Here is a 26,057-nt window from a genome sequence, read left to right as displayed (position 1 = left end):
TCGCTAATAAAATATTAAATCTACATTCATGATTAATTTATCAATAAATGGAAGATTCGTGCCGCATTTATTATTGGCAACCAGTAAATTAAATAAAAATGGAAATACTTCATGTTTTTTTGAGCATGAACACTTGCAGTTACATGTTTATTTTTACATAAGATCGAAATAGGCTTGGTCTTCCGTTCAGTTATGTTGCTTGAACAGGATAGACTGACAAAACTCTGAGTTCGGCAACTTGATGCCACTGAAGTAGGGTCAAAAAGCAGAAAATCCCCAAGAGACAACATGAAAAAAGAGGACTGCAGATACAACAAAGCCCCGACTTTCGTCGAGGCTTTGTCATTTAAAAATGGTGCCCGGGGCCGGACTTGAACCGGCACAGTTATTCACCGGCGGATTTTGAATCCGCTGCGTCTACCAATTTCGCCACCCGGGCATGCAAATCATTCTACGTATCTGGCTTTACAACGCAATAGAAAAAACGCGAAAACATCACCTTGGCGTTTGTTTGCTGAGAAAATGAGCAATTGCGGGTATAACCCTCTACTGTCGCTTATCCCCTAGCCAATACTGAAAGAGAAAAACCGGGCCATTACGGAGCCACCAGAGAAAACCAGAGAAAGATAATTGGTACGGCAGCCAAGTACGCATCCAGCTCTGCCGGCGGGTAATAGCGACCGCCCCCCCCGTTAGAAATCTTGACCACCAGCCGATGTCTATCGAACACGAGAGGCATCTTCATCGCTATGTCAGGCTCTGGCAAGCGCCGATAAACGCCAATCAGAGCAAACAGCATCTCAGGACTAGAAACCGTCAGAGATAGCTGTAAACCTTGTGCATTAAAGTGAGCAATATCATCATTGAGCACCACCTCGATATCACCATCATATTCCAACATCAGTCGAGATTGCGGCCACGGATACTAATACTGCCGTTAACCTTCCAGACTGAATGCTCTGGTTTGTCACCAGCACCACTTGGCACGCTAATTTCAACATGATCAAAATCATAGGTCAGCTCTGCATGACGTTCCGTCAGTTTGTCATACAGAGCTCCCGCAAGTTCAGGCCAGTTAGTCGTATTGTCATTGGTATCAGCCATTGTGTTGCTCCTCAATCTCAATGCCTTAGAACAGGCTTTCGTATAGACATCTACCGCAGCTTCCGAGCCCCATTGGGCCTCAGGCTACAGACTCCAATAAATATAGCGCTGTTAGCCAAAACTGCTGCCGGGATGGCTCTCATTTCCAAGATCCGCCCCATTCACCCAGCAGGCTTATATTGCTACACTGCCCACAACATCTTGAAGCTACGTTAATTTGGATAACCTTGTGAAAAAGAAGAAACAATCGGACGTTGATCCTACTAAACAATACCCAAGCCTTTTTCGCCGTCTGGCGGCCTGGCTCTATGACAGCCTTGTCATCGCCGCAATCCTGATGCTCGCAGGAGGGCTCGCTATCGGTTTAATGGCAATCTTGGTCTCCACCGGGATAGTCGATATCAGTGGCTACGACGATGTCAGTGCCTACATGACCAAGCACCCTGTTGTTGGCATGCTCTACACTGGCTACCTGGCCATGGTTATTGTGGGTTTTTTCACCTATTTTTGGTGCCAAGCAGGGCAAACGTTGGGCATGCGGGCATGGAAGTTACGCATACAGAATAAAGACGGCTCTAATATTCGCCCAACCCAAGCGATGATCCGTATGGCAACGTCGGCATTTGGGCTGGGCAACTTGTTGTCACCTTTCAGCAAAACAAATCAATCATTCCAAGATGCCATGGCAGACTGCGAAATGGTTGTCCTGCCAAAGGTCAACTAACCTTATAGAGGACAGTTCAACAGACACAAAAAAGGCGCCACTGGCGCCTTTTCTTTTTCCAATCTTTATAGCTTTCTACGAAGCAGATAGATGGTGATAAACAAAAACACTAAACTCGGTCCGAGTGCCCCGATAATGGGGTGCAATCGATAGACGATACTCATAGGTCCGAACACTTCGTTTGAAATATAGAAGCCAAAACCGAAGATCACCCCAGACAATACTCTTGCCCCCATGGTAACCGAGCGTAGAGGGCCAAACACGAATGACAGCGCCAGCAACATCATCACCGCAATAGAGATAGGCTGAAGAGCCTTACGCCAAAACGCTAGGGCGTATCGCGATGAATCCTGCTTCGAGTCCTCGAGATAACTCTTGTAGTCATACACTCCGGTCAATGAAAGCTCTTCCGGCTTAAGGGTGACCACTGCCAGCTTATCGGGCGTGAGCGTGGTCTGCCAATACATCTGCGCCAACCGCTCATTAACTTGCTGCTCCTTACCCAGGGTTGTTACCGTCACATCCTTGAGTTGCCATCCACGTTCATTGTCATACGCTGCAGATTCGGCAAAGGTGGAGTGGGTCAACTCGTCTCGCTCGTTAAACTGCCAGATATTGATGCCGTGCAGCTCTTTTTGTTCATGCACCCGGCCGATATAGATAAAATCATTATCATCTTTGGTCCATATTCCACGCTGGACAGAAAGAATATTACCGCCAGAGGTCCAAAGAGCACGCAGCTCACGGGCCGCCTTCTGGGCTTCAGGAGCCCCCCATTGACCAAGCAGCGTCACCATCAGCATCAACGGGACTGCCGTTTTCAGCACCGACAGGCCGATATCCAGCTTTGAGAAGCCAGCCGCCTGCATCACGACCAGCTCAGAACTTGATGCCAGCATGCCTAGACCAATCAATGCCCCCAGCAACACCGCCATCGGGAAGAACATCTCGATATCACGCGGGATACTGAGCAGGACATAAGCCAACGCCTTCCACAAATCGTAAGTGCCATCACCGACTTTACGTAGCTGCTCGACATACTTGATGATCGCCGACAAGCCCACCAAGGTCGACAATGTCAGGGCCGACGTCGAAATCAGTGTCCGGCCAATGTATAAATCCAGAATCTTAAACATTAACCGCGTCTCCGAAACTTCTCTCTCAATTTACGTACCGCTAAGGTATCCCAACTATTCAGGGCCACTGCTACCACAAAGATCACCCCGTTGATTGACCACAAGCCGATATACGACGGTAGGCCGCCGTCTTCGATGGCCGATTTTCCCGCACTGATCGCCAAAAAGTACGTCAGATAAATCAACACCGCAGGCACCAACTTGGCAAAGCGCCCCTGGCGCGGGTTCACTGCCGATAGCGGCACCACCACCATCGTCAGCAAAGGAATACATAATACCAGTGACATCCGCCACTGGAACTCGGCTTTAGCTGCTAGCTCAGAGCGTTGCATCAGTTCAAGTGTCGGCAAGGCATCCCAGTCACGACGTTTTTCACGCACCGCCCGCTGGCCAATCAGGGCTTGGTAATCATCAAACTGGGTAATCGAATAATCCAGCCGGGTCGGGAGGCCTTCATAGCGGGTCCCTTCTTTCAGATCCAGAACCTGACGTCCATCTGGGAGCTCACTGACATACCCACGATCAGCAACCAATACACTTGGCCGCAAAGTATCTCGGGAAGACAACTGGGCAACGAACACTTTATCCAGCCGGTTACCACTGTTGGTAATGTCGTTGACAAATACCACCCCCTGCCCACCAGGCGCAGATTTGAATTGGCCTTTCACCAATAAGTCGAGACCGGAGTCTGCCTTGACCTGCTCCACCAGCTGCTCAGTTTTCTCCATCGACCAAGGGGCTAGCCATAGCGCATTAAATGCCGCAAAAGCGCCGGTAATAATCGCCAGCCACAGCGCTGCCTGGATCAGGAACTTGTTGCCAATACCAGTGGCATTCATCACCGTAATTTCACTTTCAGCGTATAAACGACCGAAAGTCAGCAAAATGCCAATGTACAAACTCAGCGGCAACATCAACAAGGCCATCGAAGGCATGTATAAACCGAGCAAGGTCACGATCAAATCACTCGGGATGGAACCCTCTGTTGCATCAGCTAGAATGCGAATAAATTTCTGACTAATAAAGACAAGAAAAAGGACAAAAAGCACCGCAAATTGGCTTTTCAATGTCTCACGTGTCAAATACCGAACAATAATCACGCTTTATTTACCCATAGAAAACTTGTTTTTTTACTGGAATCACTATAATTTTTCGGTTAATCAGTTATTTTTTTAATCTTTCGGCTAATTGTTAACCTGCACTTTAATCCTATACCGAATTTAGGGTCCAGCAACATAAGTGCGGCATTATCTAACATTTAGCTTTAATTGTCTTTATTAGGATGTAGGAGTACGCATGGAGTTCAGTGTAAAGAGTGGTAGCCCCGAGAAACAGCGCAGTGCCTGTATCGTCGTAGGGGTATTCGAACCACGTCGCCTTTCTCCCATTGCCGAACAGCTCGACAAAATTAGTGAGGGCTATATCAGCTCACTGCTCCGCCGCGGTGATCTCGAAGGCAAGCCGGGCCAAATGCTGCTACTTCACCATGTACCGAACGTATTATCAGAGCGTGTATTACTGGTTGGTTGTGGTAAAGAGCGCGAGCTAGATGAACGCCAGTACAAGCAGATCATCAAAAAAACAATTAGCACCCTGAACGAAACCGGTTCGATGGAAGCGGTCTGCTTTTTGACCGAACTGCACGTCAAGGGCCGTGATACCTACTGGAAAGTCCGCCAGGCCGTTGAAACGACCAAGGACAGCCTGTATACCTTCAACCAATTCAAGAGCAATAAGCCGGAAACCCGCCGTCCGCTGCGCAAGTTGGTATTCAATGTACCAACCCGCCGTGAGCTTTCTCTGGGCGAGCGAGCGATTTCGCACGGCCTAGCTGTCGCCTCGGGCGTCAAAGCGGGTAAAGATCTGGGTAACATGCCACCCAATGTAGCCAACCCAGCCTACCTAGCCTCTCAGGCACGTCGTCTGGCCGATGATTTCGATACTGTCAGCACCAAGATCATTGGTGAACAGGAAATGAAAGAGCTAGGCATGACCTCTTACCTCGCGGTAGGCCAAGGCTCGAAAAACGAAGCCATGATGTCGGTGATTGAATACAAAGGCAATCCCGAATCAGACGCCAAGCCAATTGTTCTGATCGGTAAGGGCCTGACGTTCGATTCCGGCGGTATTTCCATCAAACCATCGGCCCAGATGGATGAGATGAAATACGACATGTGTGGTGCCGCAACCGTCTTCGGAGCCATGAAAGCACTGGCAAAACTGAACCTACCGATCAATGTGGTCGGTATCCTTGCAGGCTGCGAAAACATGCCAGGTGGTGGTGCCTACCGTCCAGGTGACATCCTAACGACGATGTCGGGCCAAACCGTTGAAGTATTAAATACCGATGCCGAAGGCCGTCTGGTACTGTGTGACGCGCTGACCTACGTTGAGCGTTTCGAACCAGAGTGCGTGGTCGATGTCGCGACCCTAACCGGTGCCTGTGTCGTGGCTCTGGGTAACCACATCAGTGGCTTGCTTTCGAACCACAACCCGCTAGCCCACGAATTGATCAATGCTTCCGAGCAAGCCGGTGACCGTGCGTGGCGCCTGCCAATGAACGACGAGTACCAAGAGCAGCTAGCCAGCCCGTTTGCCGATATGGCCAACCTCGGCTCTCCGGGTGCGGGTACCATCACCGCCGGCTGTTTCCTGTCGCGCTTTACCAAAAAGTACAACTGGGCACACCTGGATATCGCCGGTACCGCCTGGGTCGGCGGCAAGGCCAAAGGGGCAACCGGCCGTCCGGTCCCGTTGCTGGTCCAATTCCTGCTCAACCGAGCCGGCCTAGAGAACGTCGAGTAACATTGACGCGAAAGGGGGCCAAACGGCCCCCTTCGTTTATAGAGTAAACGCCATGACTCATGCTACTTTTTATATAATCAGTGAAGAGCAATATGCAGAGGATAACCAATTCCAATTGCATTTTGCTTGTCATCAAGCAGCTATGAGTTACCGCCAGGGCCACAAAGTCTACCTGCTGGCAGCAGACAAAGCGCAAGCAGAACAAATAGATGAGTATTTATGGCAACTGGATCCCGATAATTTCGTGCCCCATAACCTGATCGGTGAAGGCCCTCGCGGCGGCTCACCGGTCGAAATTGGCTGGCCCGGACTGCGCCACAGCGGACGCCGCGGGATCTTGATTAATTTGGGGCAAAATGCACCAAATTTTGCCGTAACCTTCTCACAAGTGATAGACTTCGTTCCTTGCGATGAAAATCTGAAGCAATTGGCACGCGATCGCTACAAGCAATATCGCCAAGCTGGTATCCAGCTCAATACGGCCAATGCTGCAACGACGCCTTAATTCCACATAGATCCTTCTAAGAGCGCTATGGAAAAGACATACAATCCACAATCAATTGAAAAAGCGCTGTACCAGCGCTGGGAAGAGGCTGGTTACTTCAAGCCTCACGGTGACACATCAAAAGATGCCTACAGCATCATGATCCCACCGCCAAACGTCACAGGTAGCCTGCACATGGGCCACGCGTTCCAGGATACCATCATGGATACCCTGATCCGCTGTGAGCGTATGAAGGGCAAGAACACCCTATGGCAAGTCGGTACCGATCACGCGGGTATCGCAACCCAGATGGTTGTGGAGCGTAAGATTGCAGCCGAAGAAGGCAAGAACAAGCACGACTACGGCCGTGATGCCTTCATCGACAAAATCTGGGAATGGAAAGCGGAGTCTGGTGGCAACATCACTCAACAGCTTCGCCGCCTAGGTGCATCTGTAGACTGGGATCGTGAACGCTTTACGATGGATGACGGTCTATCTAATGCGGTTCAAGAAGTGTTTGTCCGCTTGTTCGAAGATGACCTTATCTACCGCGGTAAGCGCCTGGTTAACTGGGATCCGAAGCTACACACCGCTATTTCAGATCTAGAAGTCGAAAACAAAGACAAGAAAGGCCACATGTGGCACTTCCGCTACCCGCTGGCTGACGGCGTGAAGACGGCAGAAGGCAAAGACTACATTGTGGTCGCAACAACCCGTCCAGAAACCATGCTGGGTGATACCGGTGTTGCTGTTAACCCTGAAGATCCACGCTACAAAGATCTGATTGGTAAAGAAATCCTGCTACCTATCGTTGACCGTCGCATTCCAATTGTTGGCGATGATCATGCCGATATGGAAAAAGGCACAGGTTGTGTGAAAATCACCCCTGCACACGATTTCAACGACTACGAAGTGGGTAAGCGCCATAGCCTACCGATGATCAACATCCTGACCTTCAATGCTGACATCCGCGATGCCGCTGAAGTCTTCACCACCAACGGTGAAGCTAGCGATGCATACAGCACTGAGCTACCAGCGAAATACCACGGTATGGAGCGCTTCGCAGCCCGTAAAGCGGTTGTTGCAGAGCTTGATGAGCTTGGTCTGCTTGAAGAAATCAAAGATCACGATCTGACCGTCCCTTACGGTGACCGTGGTGGCGTGGTTATCGAACCGATGCTAACTGACCAATGGTATGTCCGTGCTGCACCGCTTGCAGAAACAGCGACCAAGGCAGTAGAAGACGGCGAAATCCAGTTCGTTCCTAAGCAATACGAAAACATGTACTTCTCTTGGATGCGCGATATCCAAGATTGGTGTATCTCTCGCCAGCTTTGGTGGGGCCACCGCATCCCGGCTTGGTACGATAACGACGGTAAGGTCTATGTTGGCCGTACAGAAGAAGAAGTACGTGCAAACAACAACCTGGCACCGGTTGTGGTTCTTCGCCAAGACGACGATGTACTGGATACCTGGTTCTCATCAGCCCTTTGGACATTCGGTACCCAAGGCTGGCCAGAGCAAACCGATGATCTGAAAACCTTCCACCCGTCAGATGTACTGGTGACCGGTTTTGATATCATTTTCTTCTGGGTTGCCCGCATGATCATGATGACCATGTACTTCTGTAAAGATGAAAACGGCAAACCACAAGTACCATTCAAAACGGTTTACGTAACGGGTCTGATCCGTGACGAGAACGGCGACAAAATGTCGAAGTCGAAAGGTAATGTTATCGATCCTATCGACATGATCGACGGCATCGGCCTTGAAGAGCTCGTAGAGAAGCGCTGTGGCAACATGATGCAGCCTCAACTTGCCGCGAAGATCGAAAAACAAACGCGCAAAACGTTTGAGAACGGCATTGAAGCATACGGTACCGATGCACTGCGCTTTACCCTGGCAGCAATGGCCTCAACGGGCCGTGACATCAACTGGGACATGAAACGCCTAGAAGGTTACCGTAACTTCTGTAACAAGCTATGGAACGCAAGCCGTTACGTACTGATGAACACGGAAGAGCAAGATTGCGGTTTCGGTGAAGGTGCAGAGCTTGAGTACTCTCTAGCTGATAAGTGGATCGAATCTCAGTTCGAGCTTGCAGCTAAAGATTTCAATGCACATATCGAGAACTACCGTCTCGATATGGCAGCCGGTACGATTTACGAGTTCATCTGGAACCAATTCTGTGACTGGTACCTAGAGCTAACCAAGCCTGTTCTTTGGAAAGGGACTGAAGCTCAGCAGCGTGCAACACGTCGTACTTTGATCACTGTACTTGAGAGAACGTTACGTCTTGCACACCCAGTTCTGCCTTACATCACTGAATCTATCTGGCAGAGTGTTATGCCACTAGTCGACGGTGTTGAAGGTGAAACAATCATGACTCAGCCGCTACCACAGTTCGACGAAGCTAACTTCGATGAGAACGCACTGGCAGATATTGAGTGGGTGAAAGCCTTCATCACCAGCATCCGTAACCTACGTGCCGAATACGACATTGCACCAAGCAAAGCGCTTGATGTGATGCTGAAAGCCGCTGACGAGAAAGATGCAGCCCGTATCGAAGCAAACCGTACAGTACTGATGTCTCTAGCTAAGCTAGAAGGCATTAAAGTACTGACTGATGGTGAGGAAACACCTGCATGTGCAACCGCGCTGGTAGGTAAATCTGAGCTGATGATCCCGATGGCAGGCCTTATCGACAAAGATGCTGAACTTGCTCGCCTAGCGGGTGAAGTGAAGAAGACCGAAGGTGAGATCAAGCGTATCGAAGGCAAGCTAGGCAACGAAGGTTTCGTTGCCAAAGCACCGGAAGCCGTTGTAGCAAAAGAGCGCGAGAAGCTTGAAGGCTACAAAGAAACCTTGGTGAAACTGGCCGAGCAGCAAGCGACTATCGCTGCGCTATAATCGCCAACCGCCAAACAGATCCAAAGCCGGCCTTCGCGCCGGCTTTTTTATTGCCACCTCATTACTGCCTTCTCTCAAAATCACGATGTTATTCGTTCATCGGTCACCCCTATCAAAGCGATAGATGATAATGGATTGCAAATGATAATAAATATCATTAATATCCAATTATCCACTGAGGGAGAGTCCACCATGAAAAAGACCGTTAGTTTTGCCATCATCCATTTTTTTGTCGCGTTTAGTGTTGCTTACCTACTGACAGGGGAAATCCTGATCAGCAGCCTGATCGCCATGATAGAGCCGATGGTCAACACGGTGGCCTTTTACTTTCATGAGAAAGCCTGGCAGAGCAAAGGGTTGCGGCGTACCGGTTATGCCAATCCCGGTCGCAAGACCATCAGCTTTGCCGTTGTCCACTTCAGCGTTGCTTTTGGTGTCGCCTACCTGCTAACCGGCGACGTATTGATTGGTAGCGTGATGGCAACCATTGAGCCTGCCATCAATACCATCGCCTACTACTTCCATGAACGTATCTGGCAGAAAAAAACCGCTCAGCAAGCTGCCAAAGAAGCCTTGGGCCACCTTGCTTGTCACCACGGTGAGTTGCAGCAATGTGCCGATGTCAGCGACATCGCGGTTGACAATGTTGCGAGAAGCAACTAATTTTGGTTGCACTAAGCAACCAAAGGGACACCAACATGGACGCCGCTTCACTCAGAACCCAATCCCGCCAACTCGTGCGGGAATTGGGTATGCTTGACCGCCAATGCGGTAATCTTGATATCACCCCAGTCCAAGCTCACGCCTTGATTGAACTGGAATGCCAGCCACTGTCCGTCAACCAGCTTGCCGCCCGGCTCAAGGTCGATAAATCCAATGCCAGCCGAACCAGTGCCAGCCTGCTCAATGCCGGCCTGCTGACGACCCAAGCCGATCCCGAAGATGGCCGCAAGCAGCTTTCCCGCCTATCCGAGCAAGGCCAAGCACTGCTTGATACCCTCAACCAGTCCCTCAACCAGCAAGTTGCCCACTTCATGGCACAGCTCGACCAGGATGAAGTCGAGGCCCTGGCCCAGAGCCTACGGCGTTACACCAAAGCCATTCAGGCCAGCAGGCAGCAGGAGGGCTATCTGCTCCGGCTTCTTACGCCACTTGATAACGCCGCCATGGCTGCCGTCGTACGCCGGGTATCAGCCGAGCACGGCTTGACCGCTGATAAAGGCTATGGGGTTTCAGATCCGACGCTGGATGCGCTCAGCGAGGTCTACAGCTCGCCTGGCAGCGCATTCTGGGTGGTAGAGAAGGACAACCGCATCCTGGGCGGTGGAGGGATCGCAGCCCTGGCTGGGGAAGAAGCGGTATGTGAACTGCAGAAGATGTATTTCCTGCCGGAGTTGCGCGGTAAAGGCTTCGCCCGGCGGATCGCCGCCACGGCACTGAAATTTGCCCGCCAGCAACAGTACCAGGCATGCTACCTCGAAACGACGGCCTCGCTGCAGGCTGCCATCAATGTGTATAAAGGACTGGGCTTTGTCCGGATCCCCCACGCCATGGGGCAAACTGGCCACGATGCCTGCGAAGTCAGGATGCTCAAGACGCTGTAGCGCCTTTGGCTGTGGCTGTGGCTGTGGCTGTACATAACAGGCATAAAAAAGCTGGCCAGTGGCCAGCTTTTTTGAAGTCGGCACTTTAGCAGTAACGCAAGAAGTGACCCCTTATTGTGCGATCACCTTGATCCTTTCCTCTAGCTTGGGATGAGTACTCAGCCATTGTGGCAAATCACCCTCACCAGCAGTCGCTTTAAGTAACTCATACATTTGCTGCATTGGAGCGACAGAGCCATGTAGGTGAAGCATCTGTTCAGCCGCAAATTGATCGGCCTCCTCTTCTGCATCGCGAGAATACCCCTGGGTCACCAAGAACACTCCCACGCCACTGAAAACATCAATCAAGCCCGTGCTTTCCCCAGTCATTACCGCGACAGCCGCTGAAAGCAAAGTAGACCGAACCAGAGACTTCATGACATGCTGGTGCTGGATGTGTCCTAGTTCGTGCAGTATGACACTGTCTAGCTGCTCTGGGGTCTCAGCCAGCTCAACCAAAGAATCAAAGACAATCACCGTACCATCGCTAAGCGCTATCGCATTAGGCCCATTCCCCCAGCGGCGAAAAATAAGCCTGGGTTGTACCGATAACGAAGGTAAGGCAATAACTACCTGCTCAAATCTTGTATTTATCGCTACCTGCTGGCTACGACTTAGCGCAGTGGGCTCCAGCAAGTGATCATCTAGGGTTGCCAGCACATGCTCCCCTACAGCGTGAGAGACTTGTTCTGGCATCACCCGCACTAACGCACCTGTCAGCCATGGGACTCCGTGGGAAAACAGCAGGACACACACCACAACGATGGCTGCAAGACTAGCAGCAATCATAGGGGTGTTTTGCTCAACCCTGTTCAACCAGCTCCCCTTTCCCGACCAGAGCCACCCATCAAGCACTCGCTGATCATCAGCAATAAACTGTGTGCCATCGGGAAAAATAACCTTTCTCGGCACACTGCCCAGCGGCTCACTGAGCGTTAGTTCGGACAATAACCACTCATGCTGCTCCTGCTCACTCACCAGCCGAATACGGTCAGAGGGCAAAAACTGAATACTCGCATTCTGCCTTTTAGAACTTCGAGGAAGGTAGCAAATGCCACTGACAATCATCCGATGCCTATATTCAAGTCAAGCGCATTGGAGACTTCATCAGTAATAGCAGAATCTGTGCCTGTATCGCTTCCCTGAACTACCAGTTTATCCAGATCTCCTATCACCATCGTCGTATCCGCAACATAACGGGCGGTACGAACCTTGACCCATGGGCGGGCAAAGCCCAAGGTTACAACAGTGAGTAGAAAGTTAGTTACCATCAAAGAGACTAATCCCCAGGTCGACATTTGGGAGCTCAGCCTGTACTCGGGTTCACCGTCGATGAGAGCCTGGCCAAAAAGGTAATTGCGTATTCGAGCCTTGATAAAGCCCATAACAACAAGCATTGTCAAAATCATACTGGCATAACTCGCCGCAATGACCACAATCATTCCTAGGGATGCTCCAGGCCCTGCCATTTGCCCAGTAGAGCCTAGCTCAGACAACATTGATACCCCCCCCAAAGTCGCTCCGATAATTACCCAGACAACACTCAAACCAATGCCTAGCAAGCCCCCTAAAAAGTATGTTTTTATATAGACGCTAAGCTCAACATCACCACTGAAAGCTCTGTCTCCATAACGGTAGCCATTAATAAAATATGTCGCCATCTGCGCAGCGATCCACGCGTAAAGCACAAACCCGAGGGCAAAGGTCAGTATGCCCAGCAGCACACCGGCAACCGGATAGCTTCCCGCAACGGAAAAGGTAAAAAAGAAGCAGAGGCCAATTAACAAATAACAAAGTGCTGGCCAGCCAAGGAAAACACCATAAGCACCTTTAAGCGTTCCAGCAAAGTCAAAACGCACGTTGCGGTAACTTGTTACCCTTGCATCAAAACGCGTGTTGCCGCGTACCAGCCAAGGCAGCGCAAGGGCAAATGCCAAAAAAAGAACTAAGGAGAACAACGGAAAAAAGCTGTTCGATATCAACCAGACCGCCACACACACCGCGGCGACAATTCGCCCTTTTAAAATTTGAATCGGCTTAGCATGGTAATCAAACCTATCTCCAGCCAAATCAGTATTGCCATAGAAATATTTCTTCGTGCGAACTTTTGCCCATGCCGAGTAAACACCTAAGGTGACAATACTGAGCAGAAGATTGACGATCCAGATCCCGAAGAACTCACTCCCCCGGCCATAAAACCTTATCTGATTTTCCATTTATCAATTCCATTTTATCTTATGCTGACATTTCCGCCTCACTGGCGGCATGTTGCTCACCATTCCATTCACTGGCGAGCCGCTCTAACAAAAAGCTCCGAAACAATAAGCAACAAGTTTGCTACCATCAAGCTATTGCAGGTATTTTTTTCTCGTTTGAGAGCTTAATCAGGGCTGTAAATAAATGAACGCAAACAAGCAGTACAAAAGAGGTTAAAGACAAGAAAGGCGTTATATTTCAGATGGATAAATAAAACAGAAACAAAAAAAGCTGGCCACAGGCCAGCTTTTCGAAGTGCAGTTATGGCAGGCGAAGATTACTCTTCGTCTTCACCCTCTTCTTCGTCATCTTCACCCGACTCGAAGTAAGTACCCCAGCCGTCGTAATCGATGTTGTGCTTCTCTGCTAGCTGGATCAGTTTCTCAGCCTGCTCATCAATGATCTCTGCATTGAGCGCAGATTCCATCACAGCATCAAAACACACCACTTTACCGCCACCGTCTTCCGGTGCCAATTCAAGCTCTTCCGCTTCAAGTACTTCAAAGCCCATCTTGAAAGCTTCAACAGCTGCAGCTTCAAGCTCTTCGAAAGTATCTGCTGAGAAATGGTGCTCAATGGTGTAAAGCGCATCAGGCACACTGCCATCTTCTAGCAACGCCGCAATAATTTCGCGCGTCTCTTCCTTCTGCTCTTCGATCAGTTCTGCATAAGACATGGGGAAACTCCACCTATGGAATAAATTCGAACGCAAATATCGCATGGATCGCAATAAAATACCAAGTGAAATATCCCCTGTTCGAAAACTTGATATTTATCAAACTTTCAGCCGATTTATTCCGCCAACCGATGAAGCAGGAAAATGCATAATATTCCTCAATATGCGCTTCAGGCGAATATACACAAAACCCTCAATAGCATATTCACCCATAAAAGCCAGAGAAATACCCTCAGCCAACCATTTACCAAGAGACTGGCGGAATGAAAGGGCCGAAAAAGTGTGAACAATCCCAAAGATATACTGCGCCCAGCGGCATAAAATTCACTGGCAACAAACAAATAGAGCCACGGCAAAGACTGATGGCCATTAATAAGCATACGAGAGATACGATCATGAGTAACTTCTACCACGGCCTTGAGCCTGGGAGGCGGCGCCGCAATCCGCAGCGTCGTCCCCGTAGGACACTCACCCACCTGACATACGCATTGGACAGCGATCTGCTGTCGGGGATCAACTCCCCAACCTTTGCGGTGCCAGAGAGTGAGCATACGGCTCCGATACCTCACCCAACGTTGACACCCCGATCCAGCCTGTTTCGACAGCAAGGATAAACAACCTGTAAACCATTTCCGTTAGCAACCGCTAATGCCTGGTTCTGCCTGCTCCGGCGTCATGTCCGGCGAGTCCCGTCATGCCTGACGACAGGCCTGGTAGATGAATCACCCTTGTGCAGGATGTACAAGGGCAAGGAGATAACAATGACAACTGAAACAATGAACAAGGAACAGAAAGGAGGCTTCTTTGCCAACTTCAAATTCCCTTCTGCTTACACCATCTTATTTGCTCTTATTGCCCTCGTCGCATTGATGACCTGGATTGTACCGGCTGGCCAGTACGACCGTGTGATGAATGATGATTTAGGCCGCGAGGTTCCGGTAACAGGGACTTATCAATCCGTAGAAAGTAACCCGCAAGGCGTGGTCGATGTCCTGCTGGCACCGATTGACGGCTTCTACGATCACAATACGTATGAAGCTGCTGCAATTGATGTTTCACTCTTTATCCTCGTGATCGGTGGCTTCCTGGGTCTCGTTACCAAAACAGGGGCGATTGATGCAGGTATCGAGCGGGTAACCGCTCGCTTACAAGGACGCGAGGAAATGATGATACCGATCCTGATGGCACTGTTTGCCGCAGGCGGTACTATCTATGGTATGGCTGAAGAGTCCCTGCCGTTCTACACCTTGCTGGTACCAGTCATGATGGCTGCTCGCTTTGACCCCGTTGTTGCCGCAGCAACAGTACTACTCGGTGCTGGTATCGGTACTCTGGGCTCAACCATCAACCCATTTGCCACCGTTATCGCGGCCAACGCTGCCGGTATCCCATTCACCGATGGCATCATGCTTCGCGTCGCGATGCTGGTGGTCGGCTGGCTGATCTGTGTCGCTTATGTCATGCGCTATGCCAAAATGGTCCGTGCTGACAAAACCAAGTCAATTGTCTACGACAAATACGAAGAAAACAAAGCCCACTTCTTGGGTAACCAGTCTGGCGAAATGCTCGAGTTCACCACAACACGTAAAGTGATCTTGGCTATCTTCGCTGCTTCATTCGGTATCATGATTTATGGCGTAGCCGTTGCTGGCTGGTGGATGGCTGAAATCTCAGGCATGTTCCTGGCTTCAACCATCATCATCGGTCTGATTGCCCGCATGAGTGAAGAAGAGTTCACGTCAAGCTTCATCGACGGTGCGCGTGACCTATTGGGTGTTGCACTTATCATCGGTATTGCCCGCGGTATCGTGGTCATTATGGACCGCGGTATGATCACAGACACCATCCTTAATGCTGCAGAGCATGCCGTGACAGGCCTGTCTTCTATCGTATTCATCAACGTCATGTACTGGCTGGAGATCCTACTGTCGTTCTTGGTGCCTTCATCGTCAGGCCTGGCGGTATTGACCATGCCTATCATGGCACCGTTGGCAGACTTTGCCGGTGTAAGCCGTGACCTTGTCGTAACAGCCTACCAATCTGCGTCAGGTATTGTGAACCTGATGACACCGACATCAGCGGTGGTAATGGGTGGTCTGGCTATCGCTCGTGTCCCTTATGTACGCTGGGTGAAGTGGGTGGCTCCGCTGCTGGGTATCCTAACCGTTCTGATCATGGTGATGCTGAGTGTCGGCGCCATGCTGTAAATAACAATCCCCCTTTCGATCTTGCTTGTTTCGCCGCCCCTTTTGGGGCGGCTTTTTTTATCTTATCCAACCATACCGCCAACTACGACAGCGCAATAAGCGGTCGTGATACCCCGCATAACAGCTAGGTCACTCACCTCAGCATAGGCCGTCAATGCCATTCTATTCCCCACTTTAAACTGACCCTATTGCTCACGATCTGCCCCAGCGACTTAAGATCTTCTGGTTATACCAGTACTTAGCCTAGAACGCCTCCGCACTCATATTCCATCGTCATGAAGTTTTATTAATCCAAATATAAAAAACACCATGAAATCGACACGCGTTATATTTTCACCATCACTAACACCTTAAATTAATCAATAAAAAAGCGCAGGGAAACCGGTGTATATAAATTACAAAAAAGTACTTACTTCAAATAAAAGGAAAAATATTTGTTACCAACACAGTAACATTCAGCTTGTTTTTATATAGACAAACACTTTTAATGCATAAGATTATACTTTTTACATCGCGATAACGTAACGCCATCTGAATAAGATTCCAAGACCACCAGTCGGCACCCTACAAAACAACAACTTAACCACAACAAAGCCACTTAAAACCTAGCATAAACACATAAATACTCATGCGCGTAACTCAGTGACAAGTGCATTAAAAATGTTAATAAATCAAATATATAGCGTTACCACTTTAATAAGAAAAGTGTGATAAACCTCTAAGACTGCCCCCCCCTTTGGAGTAAAATGGACCCCAGATACGAAAGCAAAGAAATAAACAACTTCTTACTTTGCAATAAAATAAATACAGCCAAAAAATTGGCAATAAATAAAGAGAGATACGATCATGAGTAAGTTCTACGTAGGTTCTGAAGTAGGTCAATTACGCCGCGTTCTTATCCACCGTCCAGAGCGTGCGCTAACTCACCTAACACCATCAAACTGTCACGATCTACTATTTGATGATGTATTAGCGGTTGAGCGCGCAGGCCAAGAACACGACGTATTTGCTAACACACTACGTGAGCAAGGTGTTGAAGTAATGCTTCTTGGTGATTTGCTTGCAGATACGCTAGAAGTGCCAGAAGCAAAAGATTGGCTTCTTCAAACGCAAATCTCTGACTACCGCCTAGGTATGGCATTCGCTAACGATGTACGTTGCTTCCTTGCAGACCTACCAAGCAAAGAATTATCTTCAATTCTTCTTGGCGGCCTTAGCTACGCTGAGCTACCAATTCAATCATCTTCAATGATGCAAGGCATGCACGAGCCAACTGACTTCATCATTGAACCACTACCAAATCACCTATTTACCCGCGATACATCTTGCTGGGTATACGGCGGTGTGTCTATCAACCCAATGGCGAAAGCAGCCCGTCAGCGTGAGACTAACCACGTTCGTGCTATCTACCGCTGGCACCCAACGTTCGCAGGCCAGGATTTCATCAAGTACTTCGGCGACGAAGAGAAGATGTACGACAACTCCACTATCGAAGGCGGTGACGTACTGGTTATCGGTAAAGGCGCGGTACTTATCGGTATGTCTGAGCGCACAACCCCACAGGGTGTTGAGCAACTAGCATCAAGCCTATTCAAGCACGGTGAAGCGAAACAAGTTATCGCCATGCAACTACCTAAGCACCGCTCTTGCATGCACCTAGATACTGTCATGACGCACATGCGTGAAGATACGTTCTCTGTATACCCAGAAGTTGTACGTAAAGACGTTCAATGCTGGAGCCTAACTGGCGACGAATCTGGTGCAGTCAGCGTGAAGGAAGAAGGTTACTTCGTGACCGCTATCGAGAAAGCACTTGGCGTAGACAAGCTAAACCTAATCACGACTGGTGGCGACAGCTTCGAAGCAGAACGCGAGCAGTGGAACGATGCAAACAACGTACTGACAGTGAAACCAGGTGTGGTTATTGGTTACGAGCGCAACACTTACACCAACGAGAAATACGACAAGGCTGGTATTACGGTACTGCCTATCCCAGGTGATGAACTAGGCCGCGGCCGTGGTGGTGCTCGCTGCATGAGCTGCCCAATCGAGCGTGACGGTATCTAATACCAGGCAATTAGCCAAACCTGACGGCCGGTGCTTGGCACCGGCTACCAAACGGCAAGACCTCTCAGAATCCAGGCGAAAAGCCAAACAAAACACAATAACTGAGAGTAAACCAAGAGAGACGATCACATGACCAAGCAAACTGTTGTAGTAGCACTGGGCGGTAATGCCCTGCTTCGTCGCGGCGAGCCACTAGAAGCCGATGTTCAGCGCCAGAACATTGCCAAAGCGGCACAAACCATCGCGGAAATTGGCAAGGATTACAACGTTGTTCTCGTGCACGGCAATGGCCCACAGGTTGGCCTGCTAGCGCTACAAGGGTTGGAATACAAAAAAGTTAGCCCATACCCATTGGACGTACTGGGTTCAGAAACCCAGGGCATGATTGGCTACATGCTGATGCAAGAACTGAAAAACCTACTGCCGGAGCAAGATGTCTCCTGCATGCTAACCCAGATGACAGTAGACCCGAACGATCCGGCCTTTGCGGATCCAACCAAGCCTATCGGTCCGGTTTACGAAGAAGCCGAAGCCCGCGAAATGGCGGAGAAATACCACTGGACCGTCAAGCCTGACGGCCAGTACTTCCGACGCGTGGTACCAAGCCCACTACCAACCGGTATTGTCGAGAGCGATGCGATCACAACCTTGATCAAACAAGAGCACCTTGTGATCTGCACTGGCGGCGGCGGTATCCCGGTCAAGAAAGAAAATGGCAAATTGGTCGGTGTAGAAGCGGTGATCGACAAAGACATGTCTGCGGCATACCTTGCCCAGCAGCTTAACGCCGACGCGCTGCTTATCCTGACCGATGCCGACGCGGTTTACCTAGACTGGGGTAAACCAACCCAAAAAGCACTGCGCAGCACCACCCCACGTGAACTGGCTCAGTATGCCTTCGATGCTGGCTCCATGGGACCCAAAATCGATGCGTCTTGCGAGTTCATCAACAAAGGCGGCAAGCTGGTTGGGATCGGTGCCCTTGCAGATGGCCTAGCCATCCTAAAAGGTGAAGCTGGCACAAATATTATTGCAGAATAAAAGAATATTTATTCACAAATCATAAATAATACGTTAAACAATACATAATAACTTCCGGTCGTGGGGCAGGCTCATATAATCCCTGCCTCCTCCGGCCAGAGAGATACAGATTCAGAGAGGATAACATCATGGCTTTTAACCTTCGCAACCGTAACTTCCTAAAACTACTAGACTTCACTCCTCGTGAAATTCAACACATGCTAGACCTATCTGCTGAGTTGAAAAAAGCGAAGTACAACGGTTACGAGCAACCTCGCCTAACAGGTAAGAACATCGCGCTCATCTTTGAAAAATCATCAACGCGTACTCGTTGTGCATTCGAAGTAGCGGCATTCGACCAAGGCGCTAAAGTGACTTACTTGGGCCCATCGGGTTCTCAGATCGGTCACAAAGAGTCAATGAAAGATACAGCACGTGTACTGGGTCGCATGTACGACGGTATCGAGTACCGCGGCTTTGGTCAGGAGATCGTTGAAGAGCTAGGCGCACATGCTGGTGTTCCAGTATGGAACGGTCTGACAGACGAATTCCACCCAACACAAATCCTAGCTGACTTCCTAACTATGATGGAGCACGGCCGTGGTAAACAACTACACGAAATCACTTTCGCTTACCTAGGCGATGCTCGCAACAACATGGGCAACTCACTAATGGTTGGCGCTGCGAAAATGGGCATGGACATCCGTCTAGTTGCACCAAAAGCGTTCTGGCCTGAAGACGAGCTAGTTGCACAATGCCGCGCAATCGCTGAAGAAACCGGCGCGAAAATCACCCTGACAGAAGACGTACAAGAAGGCGTTCAGGGCTGTGACTTCCTATACACTGACGTATGGGTATCTATGGGTGAAGCGAAAGAAGCATGGGCCGAGCGTATCAACCTAATGCTACCTTACCAAGTAAACATGGATATGCTTAAAGCAACAGGCAACCCACATGTGAAATTCATGCACTGCCTACCAGCCTTCCACGGTGAAGACACAACGGTTGGTAAAGAGCTAGCTCAAGAATACCCAATGCTAAAAGATGGCGTTGAAGTAACAGACGAAGTGATTGAGTCTAAGCACTCTATCGTATTCGACGAAGCGGAAAACCGTATGCACACCATCAAAGCAATCATGGTTGCCACGCTAGGTCAGTAATCGACTCTCTTGAGTGTAATTACTCTCAAACCCATACCGGCCCGCGGGCCGGTATTTTTTATGCCCCCCTATCCACTTTCCGTTCTCGACTGACATAATCAAGCCCTTACAGATCACAGGGTTAGCACGCCTTTCCTGGCCCGTAAAATACCCAGAAAAACTGCATAAAGTTCCACCAAATGAATACTTTAGGCAAACGCTTGCGTTCGATGAAAATGGGGGTATAATCCTTCGCAATTTGTCCAGAGAGAGATAAAAAATGCGCCCGTCTTTTCAGCTAAACCTGATGACCCTACACCGACTTTCGGTGCAGGCGCCGTTTTTTGTTTTTCCTGTTTTTTGTAAAAAGAGCCTCCTTTGTTAAGGAGGCTTTTTTTTGCCTGCTGCCCACACCAGCAGGCACCTGTCGTTCATCATCGTAATTAAAAGGGAAGAGAAGCCATGGCGAATTCGCTGTTTCAAAAGCACATCATTTCCATTCCGGAACTGAGCCGTAGTGAACTTGAGCTAGTCGTCGAGACTGCTGGTAAACTGAAAGCCGATCCGAACCCTGAACTTCTGAAGAACAAAGTCGTTGCAAGCTGTTTCTTCGAGCCATCCACCCGTACCCGCCTATCGTTTGAAACCGCTATCCAGCGCCTGGGCGGTACCGTGATTGGTTTTGACAACGGCGGTAACACGTCACTGGCGAAGAAAGGTGAAACCCTTGCTGACTCCGTCCAGGTCATCTCCTCGTATGTTGATGCCTTCGTGATGCGCCATCCGCAAGAAGGGGCAGCGCGCCTAGCCTCTGAATTTTCAAACGGTGTCCCAGTGATTAACGGTGGTGACGGTGCCAACCAACATCCAACCCAGACCCTGCTAGACCTGTTCACCATCTACGAAACCCAAGGTACGCTGGATAACCTCAATGTCGCTTTTGTCGGTGACCTGAAGTACGGCCGTACGGTTCACTCTCTCACCCAAGCACTGGCTAAGTTCAACAATGTGAAGTTCTTCTTCATCGCACCTGAGATTCTGGCCATGCCGGATTATATTTGCGAAGAGTTGGACGAAGCCGGCATCAGCTACAGCGTACACAGCGCCATGGAAGAGGTGATCCCTGAGCTGGATATCCTGTACATGACCCGCGTCCAGAAAGAGCGTTTTGACGAGTCAGAATACGCCCACATGAAAGCGGCTTATATCCTGACCGCACCCATGCTGTCCGATGCCCGTAGCAACCTGAAAGTTCTGCACCCGCTACCACGCATTGACGAAATCACCACTGACGTCGACAAGACAAAACACGCTTACTTCTTCCAGCAAGCAGAAAACGGTGTCTATGCACGTGAAGCCCTACTGGCACTGGTCCTAAACGAAGCAATCTAAGCAGGAGAGAAAACAATGACGAAGGAAACACAACTACAGGTTGAAGCGATCAAGAACGGTACGGTTATCGACCATATTCCTGCAAATGTTGGCTTCAAAGTGCTGAAACTGTTCAAAATGCACAAGACTAACCAGCGCGTCACTGTGGGTCTTAACCTGCCTTCTTCTGCGCTCGGCGGCAAAGATCTGATCAAGATCGAAAACATCTTTATCAGTGAAGAGCAGGCGAGCCAACTGGCGTTGTATGCTCCGCAGGCGACGGTCAACCAAATCGAAAACTACGAAGTCGTGAAAAAGCTGACCCTGACTCTGCCTGAGCGAATCAATGCGATATTCAAATGCCCAAACACCAACTGTATTTCGCATGGTGAGCCCGTCGACAGCAGCTTCAAAGTCGTCACCAAAAAAGCAGATATCCAGCTTAAGTGTAAGTACTGCGAAAAAGTGTTCTCACGCGAAATCGTTACTGAGAACAGCTAAAAAACAGGCTAAAAACATCGCTAACCCGCTGAAAAAGTAGTCTCATTAGCGACAATTCCTGCCCAAGTAAAAAGAAAGCCTGCTCAAAATTGAGCAGGCTTTTTTATTCTCAATTCCAACCCTCCCCCGTTTCTCTCTGCTCACTACCTTTAGTATTCCGGTCCAGCAAGCCGGCACAAAGAAACAATAAAATAATAAAATAATAAGGCTAGTAAAATGAGAAAAACTGCGCACCTTATCCAAGCAGTCTGGTGCCTGCTTTCCCGTCCCAGTCAGATCTGTATTACCACCATTGCCCTGTCTGGCTGTGTCGCCAGCAATGGTCCGGTACAGCAAACCTACCAGCACTCAGCTAATGAAATGGTGGTCATTGGCGTTCCTATGCTGCTGGGTGGCTTTGGCTCCGCGGTGCCGGTCAACAGTGACTATATGATCACCGCCAAGCATGTGGCCCTGTTGTCCTGGGATACCGGTGTCATCTACCATCCAGCGTGTGATTTGGCATTGGTTCCTCGTTCCTCAAATACCCAACCTACCTGGGGCTTAATTTACCCCACCCAACCCGTTATTCACCACGGCCATTCTCTGGTAGGAACCGCCGTTAGCGGTGGAGGCAAATATCTCCAAGATGTGATCGATACCAATACCGACTGTCTTTACTCGCTCAGCGATGCTCCTGTGATGTCGGGTATGAGCGGCGGCCCCGTATTCAACGCCGATGGAGAGATTGCCGGTATCACTGTGGCCATCGTCGACAATCCGGAAGAGTTGCAGAACCTACAACCAGCCACCCGCTACAGCCAATTTGTCCCCTCGCCGTTGATCTTTGATTGGCTGGACGCTCTGGGGATTGAGGCGCAATCGGCCAGCCCCGAGCTCGCGGGGATCCAGGTCTCGGACTACGTCACCCGACTCAACCGTCTGGGTACAGCAGGGATCCAGGTTGTCAGCAGTAGTTCACCTCCCCCAGCAGACAGCCCACAGCGCCGCGCTTTTCTGCCTGCCCCAACAAACAGCACCTACTCGACAAACAACCTGTCGGGACTTAATTTGCCCGAGGAAAACGACGGCATGGCAGCAAACCAGTCACAGCAGGGGGGTAAGTTAAATCCTCGGACCCTTCTGGATAGGTCGGGATATAATTCCTCATTCTAACCATGTGGATGGCGTTTTATTTTGGTGATAGGGGTCAATAAATTACGGTTGTATTGTTGATATGATGCCATTGCAAGATTATGCAACCAAGGCATTATATTTTGCCAACAAGCAGCCCATTGTTCGCATCGTAAAGAAGCACAGACTTCCCGAACAATAAGCCGATGCGAGGGCTGTCCACGAGATACGATCAAAGACCCAACAGAATAACAAGGAGTTGCCCGTGAGTGGATACAGTATGCACGGAGCGATAGACGCTTTCTGCCAAGAAGAAAGCATGACTTCCGCCTGTAAGCGATTATTGCAGCAACAAAGCTTCTCAACCCAAGATGATATCCGCACGCAACTCATCAATATGGGGTTTGAAGATGTCAGCCAATCCACCGTGTCCCGCCTGTTATCAAGACTGGGCGTAGCGAAAGTACCTAATGCCTACGGCAAGAAAGTCTACTGCCTGACGGTGGAAAGCGAGCCGGTACAAGTCGGTTCATCAATTGCTTCCCAGATTGAGTTTATCACCCACAACCAGCTCGTTGTGGTCGTAAAAACCCATCCCGGCGGCGCCCAGCTTGTCGCTCGGCTGATCGACATCCAACCGCATGCCGAGATCCTCGGTACTGTCGGCGGCAATGACACCGTCATGGTCGCGCCGAAGGATATCTCCCGTATTGACGAGTGCGAAAAAGTGGTCAAGGCAAGGCTTGGGATCCCATCCTAAAACCGGGGTATCCCAGCGCTGACATATCACCGACCATAAGGCTTATAGGCAGCCTGAGCTAAATCATGCTGCCTTTTTGTCCAGCCTATCTGAAACCCTTTGACGTCTTCGCCAATGGGTTGCAAACTAGACCTCTAACGATGACCTAACATAATTAAAGTAAGGACAAGTAATGACTCAAGTACTTCACACAGAGCAGGCTCCAGCTGCAATCGGCCCTTATGTACAGGGTGTTGACCTAGGTAACATGGTTCTGACCTCAGGCCAGATCCCTGTGAACCCTGAAACCGGTGAAGTGTCTGACGATATCGCTGAGCAGGCTCGCCAGTCACTAGAAAATGTAAAGGCAGTTGTTGAGTCTTCTGGCCTAAAAGTGGCTGACATTGTCAAAATGACGGTGTTTGTGAAAGATCTGAATGACTTCGGCACGGTTAACGAAGTGTATGGCAAGTTCTTTGACGAGCACAATGCCCCTTACCCTGCGCGTTCTTGCGTCGAAGTTGCTCGCCTACCTAAAGACGTGAAAATCGAAATCGAAGCGATTGCAGTACGTAAATAATCATTTCGTCGATTTGCTGTAAAGCATACAAAAAAGCTGCCTGAAGGCAGCTTTTTTCGTTTCTGTCACAGCACGATGTCTTCCCACGGCATTAGGTGTTTGCCAATGCCAGTGCCAGTACCTGTGGGAACCATGCTGTAAACCGTTGGGGCGCTTGCTCTAGCGCTGTCAGCAATTCGCTCTGACGCCACCAGCGATAAGTCAGCACTTCCTCTGGGTTCGGATTGATCGCGATATCAGGAGCCGGAGCCACCAGAACATGGTCCAGCTCGTGTTCAACCAAGTTATTATCCAACTCGGCACGGTAGACAAAACTCGCGACATCAGACAACGTCGCAATATCGGCGATCCCCATCTCTTCACCCAGTCGGCGGATCCCTGCTTGTGTCATCGATTCGCCCTGGCGTGGGTGCGAACAGCAGGTATTGGTCCACAACCCGCCACTGTGGTATTTGCCCAATGCACGTTGATGCATCAGAAACTCACGTTCGTTTTTTCCGTCCCGGTACAACAAAACCGAAAAAGCCAGATGAAGGGCACCATCCCGGTGAGCCTGCATTTTTTCCTGAACGCCAAGCTCCCTGCCTTGCGGATCGACCAATATTACCTGTTCTTCAATCATGGTGTTTTCATCTACATACAATACCAACCTCAACAGAGACTAGGTCAAAGACTTACCCCAGTAACGTCAAGGGGCTTGGATATATCTTGGTTGGTAAAAAAACAAAAAGGACACGCACAGGCATGTCCTTCATCTGTCACACTGCGGCCAATCCAACTCGATTATTTTATCGATCGGCGAGTAGCCTCAGCATTCAACTCGTCCAGTTTAATCGCCATCATATCGCGGCACTGGTTCGATAGGGTGCGGACATCTTCTTTGGTCATGCCGTCCACCGATACGGATGGCAGTACCTCGACGATCACCACACCATTGTCCCATTTGTTCAGTTTAACATTTTCCGTGCTACTGCACACAATCGGCACAACAGGCACACCGGCAGAGATAGCGGCATGGAAAGCCCCCGTTTTGAACGGCAGTAAGCCACGGCCACGGGATCGAGTGCCTTCAGGGAACATCCAAATAGAGACATCACGCTGTTTGATTTGCTCAACCACCTGGCCGATAGTACCGACCGCCTTGCTGCGATTGGCGCGGTCGATAAGAATATTACCGGTTAGCCAATACAGCTGACCAAATAACGGCATCCACGAGATGCTTTTCTTGCCCACGGTCACCGTTCTTGGCTGGATAGCCCCCGAGACGGTAAACAAATCGTAATTGTTCTGGTGGTTCGCTAAATATACGCTTGGCGCTGGTAGCTCTCCATCTGGGTAACGGAACTCCAGCTTAATACCGAAGATGCGTGCCATCTTGCAGAAATGGCGACCGACAATATAAACATTTCTAGGGTTACGCGGGCTTAGCAGGCAATAGCCACAACCCAATACAAACATGACAACAGTAAACACTGCTACAGCAATCATGCGCAATACAAATAACATCAGATTCTCCTCAGCGTACAAGCGTTCGCTAGTATACTTAGGCTGCGGGAAAAAACACCTTTTATGTGCAGAAATT

General features: G+C 49.8%; 24 protein-coding genes and 1 tRNA gene. 15 read left to right on the top strand and 10 right to left on the bottom strand.

The genetic code is table 11. The annotated features are described in order from the left end of the window. Positions 1-353 precede the first annotated feature (353 nt). From C9I99_RS23085 to C9I99_RS23075, 3 genes are all read right to left on the bottom strand, one after another. Positions 354-439 (bottom strand) — tRNA-Leu (locus C9I99_RS23085). A 156-nt stretch (positions 440-595) separates the two neighbouring features. Beyond that, on the bottom strand, positions 596-901 hold the full coding sequence (locus C9I99_RS23080) for a hypothetical protein (protein ID WP_107351187.1): 306 nt from the start codon (positions 899-901) through the stop codon (positions 596-598). Continuing rightward, positions 901-1,104 carry a hypothetical protein gene (locus C9I99_RS23075; RefSeq protein ID WP_107351186.1) on the bottom strand — a complete coding sequence of 68 codons (204 nt, stop codon included), beginning with the start codon at positions 1,102-1,104 and terminating at the stop codon, positions 901-903. The genes C9I99_RS23080 and C9I99_RS23075 overlap by 1 nt, the downstream gene beginning before the upstream one ends. Positions 1,105-1,333: 229 nt before the next feature. Here C9I99_RS23075 and C9I99_RS23070 point away from each other — a divergent pair, with 229 nt between their 5' ends. Further along, positions 1,334-1,828, top strand: coding sequence for an RDD family protein (locus tag C9I99_RS23070; protein WP_107351185.1), 495 nt, complete (start codon positions 1,334-1,336; stop codon positions 1,826-1,828). A gap of 65 nt (positions 1,829-1,893) precedes the next feature. Here C9I99_RS23070 and lptG read toward each other — a convergent pair whose 3' ends face one another. Together lptG and lptF are read right to left on the bottom strand one after the other, a co-directional pair. After that, positions 1,894-2,964, bottom strand: coding sequence for an LPS export ABC transporter permease LptG (gene lptG / locus C9I99_RS23065; protein ID WP_107351184.1), 1,071 nt, complete (start codon positions 2,962-2,964; stop codon positions 1,894-1,896). Further along, positions 2,964-4,064 carry an LPS export ABC transporter permease LptF gene (gene lptF, locus C9I99_RS23060; RefSeq protein WP_107351183.1) on the bottom strand — a complete coding sequence of 367 codons (1,101 nt, stop codon included), beginning with the start codon at positions 4,062-4,064 and terminating at the stop codon, positions 2,964-2,966. Before lptF ends, lptG begins: the two co-directional genes overlap by 1 nt. A gap of 196 nt (positions 4,065-4,260) precedes the next feature. Between lptF and pepA the strand changes: the two genes are divergently transcribed. The 5 genes from pepA (at position 4,261) to C9I99_RS23035 (ending at position 10,767) form a co-directional block, all read left to right on the top strand. Further along, a complete protein-coding gene (pepA, locus tag C9I99_RS23055; RefSeq protein ID WP_107351182.1) occupies positions 4,261-5,769 on the top strand; it encodes a leucyl aminopeptidase in 1,509 nt (502 codons plus the stop codon). Positions 5,770-5,821: 52 nt separating this feature from the next. After that, a complete protein-coding gene (locus C9I99_RS23050) occupies positions 5,822-6,274 on the top strand; it encodes a DNA polymerase III subunit chi (protein WP_107351181.1) in 453 nt (150 codons plus the stop codon). A 27-nt stretch (positions 6,275-6,301) separates the two neighbouring features. Next, positions 6,302-9,163: a valine--tRNA ligase gene (locus tag C9I99_RS23045; protein ID WP_107351180.1), complete on the top strand. Its 2,862-nt coding sequence runs from the start codon at positions 6,302-6,304 to the stop codon at positions 9,161-9,163. 192 nt (positions 9,164-9,355) lie between these two features. Beyond that, positions 9,356-9,826: a DUF2061 domain-containing protein gene (locus tag C9I99_RS23040; RefSeq protein WP_107351179.1), complete on the top strand. Its 471-nt coding sequence runs from the start codon at positions 9,356-9,358 to the stop codon at positions 9,824-9,826. Between the two features lie 35 nt (positions 9,827-9,861). Then, positions 9,862-10,767, top strand: a complete 906-nt coding sequence (locus C9I99_RS23035; protein WP_107351178.1) for a bifunctional helix-turn-helix transcriptional regulator/GNAT family N-acetyltransferase — start codon at positions 9,862-9,864, stop codon at positions 10,765-10,767. A gap of 111 nt (positions 10,768-10,878) precedes the next feature. Here the strand turns inward: C9I99_RS23035 and C9I99_RS23030 are convergent, their stop codons facing one another. The 3 genes from C9I99_RS23030 to rraB all read right to left on the bottom strand — a co-directional run bounded on the left by C9I99_RS23030 (position 10,879) and on the right by rraB (position 13,738). Continuing rightward, entirely contained in the window at positions 10,879-11,874 is a 996-nt protein-coding gene (locus C9I99_RS23030; RefSeq protein ID WP_107351177.1) for a M48 family metallopeptidase, read from the bottom strand. After that, complete coding sequence (locus C9I99_RS23025; protein ID WP_107351176.1) at positions 11,871-13,022, bottom strand: YjgN family protein; 1,152 nt, start codon at positions 13,020-13,022, stop codon at positions 11,871-11,873. The genes C9I99_RS23030 and C9I99_RS23025 overlap by 4 nt, the downstream gene beginning before the upstream one ends. A 317-nt stretch (positions 13,023-13,339) precedes the next feature. After that, positions 13,340-13,738, bottom strand: coding sequence for a ribonuclease E inhibitor RraB (gene rraB, locus C9I99_RS23020; protein ID WP_107351175.1), 399 nt, complete (start codon positions 13,736-13,738; stop codon positions 13,340-13,342). Positions 13,739-14,499: 761 nt separating this feature from the next. Here rraB and C9I99_RS23010 point away from each other — a divergent pair. The 9 genes from C9I99_RS23010 to C9I99_RS22970 all read left to right on the top strand — a co-directional run bounded on the left by C9I99_RS23010 (position 14,500) and on the right by C9I99_RS22970 (position 24,475). After that, entirely contained in the window at positions 14,500-15,945 is a 1,446-nt protein-coding gene (locus C9I99_RS23010; RefSeq protein ID WP_107351173.1) for a YfcC family protein, read from the top strand. Between the two features lie 846 nt (positions 15,946-16,791). Continuing rightward, complete coding sequence (gene arcA / locus C9I99_RS23005) at positions 16,792-18,012, top strand: arginine deiminase (protein WP_107351172.1); 1,221 nt, start codon at positions 16,792-16,794, stop codon at positions 18,010-18,012. Positions 18,013-18,141: 129 nt separating this feature from the next. Beyond that, positions 18,142-19,053, top strand: a complete 912-nt coding sequence (gene arcC, locus C9I99_RS23000) for a carbamate kinase (RefSeq protein ID WP_107351171.1) — start codon at positions 18,142-18,144, stop codon at positions 19,051-19,053. 128 nt (positions 19,054-19,181) lie between these two features. Next, the gene (locus tag C9I99_RS22995) at positions 19,182-20,192 is read left to right on the top strand and encodes an ornithine carbamoyltransferase (RefSeq protein ID WP_107351170.1); all 1,011 of its coding nucleotides are present in this window, start codon (positions 19,182-19,184) and stop codon (positions 20,190-20,192) included. 441 nt (positions 20,193-20,633) lie between these two features. Further along, the gene (pyrB, locus tag C9I99_RS22990) at positions 20,634-21,563 is read left to right on the top strand and encodes an aspartate carbamoyltransferase (protein WP_107351169.1); all 930 of its coding nucleotides are present in this window, start codon (positions 20,634-20,636) and stop codon (positions 21,561-21,563) included. A gap of 15 nt (positions 21,564-21,578) precedes the next feature. After that, positions 21,579-22,043, top strand: a complete 465-nt coding sequence (pyrI, locus tag C9I99_RS22985) for an aspartate carbamoyltransferase regulatory subunit (RefSeq protein WP_107351168.1) — start codon at positions 21,579-21,581, stop codon at positions 22,041-22,043. 216 nt (positions 22,044-22,259) lie between these two features. After that, entirely contained in the window at positions 22,260-23,198 is a 939-nt protein-coding gene (locus C9I99_RS22980; protein ID WP_107351167.1) for a S1C family serine protease, read from the top strand. Between the two features lie 238 nt (positions 23,199-23,436). Continuing rightward, positions 23,437-23,916, top strand: coding sequence for an arginine repressor (locus C9I99_RS22975; protein ID WP_107351166.1), 480 nt, complete (start codon positions 23,437-23,439; stop codon positions 23,914-23,916). Positions 23,917-24,088: 172 nt separating this feature from the next. After that, complete coding sequence (locus C9I99_RS22970) at positions 24,089-24,475, top strand: RidA family protein (protein ID WP_107351165.1); 387 nt, start codon at positions 24,089-24,091, stop codon at positions 24,473-24,475. Between the two features lie 91 nt (positions 24,476-24,566). Here the strand turns inward: C9I99_RS22970 and idi are convergent, their stop codons facing one another. Both idi and C9I99_RS22960 read right to left on the bottom strand, forming a co-directional pair. Next, entirely contained in the window at positions 24,567-25,097 is a 531-nt protein-coding gene (gene idi, locus C9I99_RS22965) for an isopentenyl-diphosphate Delta-isomerase (RefSeq protein WP_107351164.1), read from the bottom strand. A gap of 161 nt (positions 25,098-25,258) precedes the next feature. After that, positions 25,259-25,981: a 1-acylglycerol-3-phosphate O-acyltransferase gene (locus C9I99_RS22960; protein ID WP_107351163.1), complete on the bottom strand. Its 723-nt coding sequence runs from the start codon at positions 25,979-25,981 to the stop codon at positions 25,259-25,261. Positions 25,982-26,057: the final 76 nt, after the last annotated feature.

This window comes from Photobacterium lutimaris, from assembly GCF_003025555.1.
Lineage (GTDB): Bacteria > Pseudomonadota > Gammaproteobacteria > Enterobacterales > Vibrionaceae > Photobacterium > Photobacterium lutimaris.
This window is presented reverse-complemented; position numbering and strand designations above follow the sequence as displayed.

Excerpts from the sequence above, each read along its gene's own strand:
- C9I99_RS23080 (WP_107351187.1), bottom strand. The coding sequence starts at position 901 with ATGTTGGAATATGATGGTGATATCGAGGTGGTGCTCAATGATGATATT.
- C9I99_RS23075 (WP_107351186.1), bottom strand. The coding sequence starts at position 1,104 with ATGGCTGATACCAATGACAATACGACTAACTGGCCTGAACTTGCGGGA.
- lptG (WP_107351184.1), bottom strand. The coding sequence starts at position 2,964 with ATGTTTAAGATTCTGGATTTATACATTGGCCGGACACTGATTTCGACG.
- pepA (WP_107351182.1), top strand. The coding sequence starts at position 4,261 with ATGGAGTTCAGTGTAAAGAGTGGTAGCCCCGAGAAACAGCGCAGTGCC.
- C9I99_RS23050 (WP_107351181.1), top strand. The coding sequence starts at position 5,822 with ATGACTCATGCTACTTTTTATATAATCAGTGAAGAGCAATATGCAGAG.
- C9I99_RS23045 (WP_107351180.1), top strand. The coding sequence starts at position 6,302 with ATGGAAAAGACATACAATCCACAATCAATTGAAAAAGCGCTGTACCAG.
- C9I99_RS23040 (WP_107351179.1), top strand. The coding sequence starts at position 9,356 with ATGAAAAAGACCGTTAGTTTTGCCATCATCCATTTTTTTGTCGCGTTT.
- C9I99_RS23035 (WP_107351178.1), top strand. The coding sequence starts at position 9,862 with ATGGACGCCGCTTCACTCAGAACCCAATCCCGCCAACTCGTGCGGGAA.
- C9I99_RS23030 (WP_107351177.1), bottom strand. The coding sequence starts at position 11,874 with ATGATTGTCAGTGGCATTTGCTACCTTCCTCGAAGTTCTAAAAGGCAG.
- C9I99_RS23025 (WP_107351176.1), bottom strand. The coding sequence starts at position 13,022 with ATGGAAAATCAGATAAGGTTTTATGGCCGGGGGAGTGAGTTCTTCGGG.
- rraB (WP_107351175.1), bottom strand. The coding sequence starts at position 13,738 with ATGTCTTATGCAGAACTGATCGAAGAGCAGAAGGAAGAGACGCGCGAA.
- C9I99_RS23010 (WP_107351173.1), top strand. The coding sequence starts at position 14,500 with ATGACAACTGAAACAATGAACAAGGAACAGAAAGGAGGCTTCTTTGCC.
- arcA (WP_107351172.1), top strand. The coding sequence starts at position 16,792 with ATGAGTAAGTTCTACGTAGGTTCTGAAGTAGGTCAATTACGCCGCGTT.
- arcC (WP_107351171.1), top strand. The coding sequence starts at position 18,142 with ATGACCAAGCAAACTGTTGTAGTAGCACTGGGCGGTAATGCCCTGCTT.
- C9I99_RS22995 (WP_107351170.1), top strand. The coding sequence starts at position 19,182 with ATGGCTTTTAACCTTCGCAACCGTAACTTCCTAAAACTACTAGACTTC.
- pyrB (WP_107351169.1), top strand. The coding sequence starts at position 20,634 with ATGGCGAATTCGCTGTTTCAAAAGCACATCATTTCCATTCCGGAACTG.
- pyrI (WP_107351168.1), top strand. The coding sequence starts at position 21,579 with ATGACGAAGGAAACACAACTACAGGTTGAAGCGATCAAGAACGGTACG.
- C9I99_RS22980 (WP_107351167.1), top strand. The coding sequence starts at position 22,260 with ATGAGAAAAACTGCGCACCTTATCCAAGCAGTCTGGTGCCTGCTTTCC.
- C9I99_RS22975 (WP_107351166.1), top strand. The coding sequence starts at position 23,437 with ATGCACGGAGCGATAGACGCTTTCTGCCAAGAAGAAAGCATGACTTCC.
- C9I99_RS22970 (WP_107351165.1), top strand. The coding sequence starts at position 24,089 with ATGACTCAAGTACTTCACACAGAGCAGGCTCCAGCTGCAATCGGCCCT.
- idi (WP_107351164.1), bottom strand. The coding sequence starts at position 25,097 with ATGATTGAAGAACAGGTAATATTGGTCGATCCGCAAGGCAGGGAGCTT.
- C9I99_RS22960 (WP_107351163.1), bottom strand. The coding sequence starts at position 25,981 with ATGTTATTTGTATTGCGCATGATTGCTGTAGCAGTGTTTACTGTTGTC.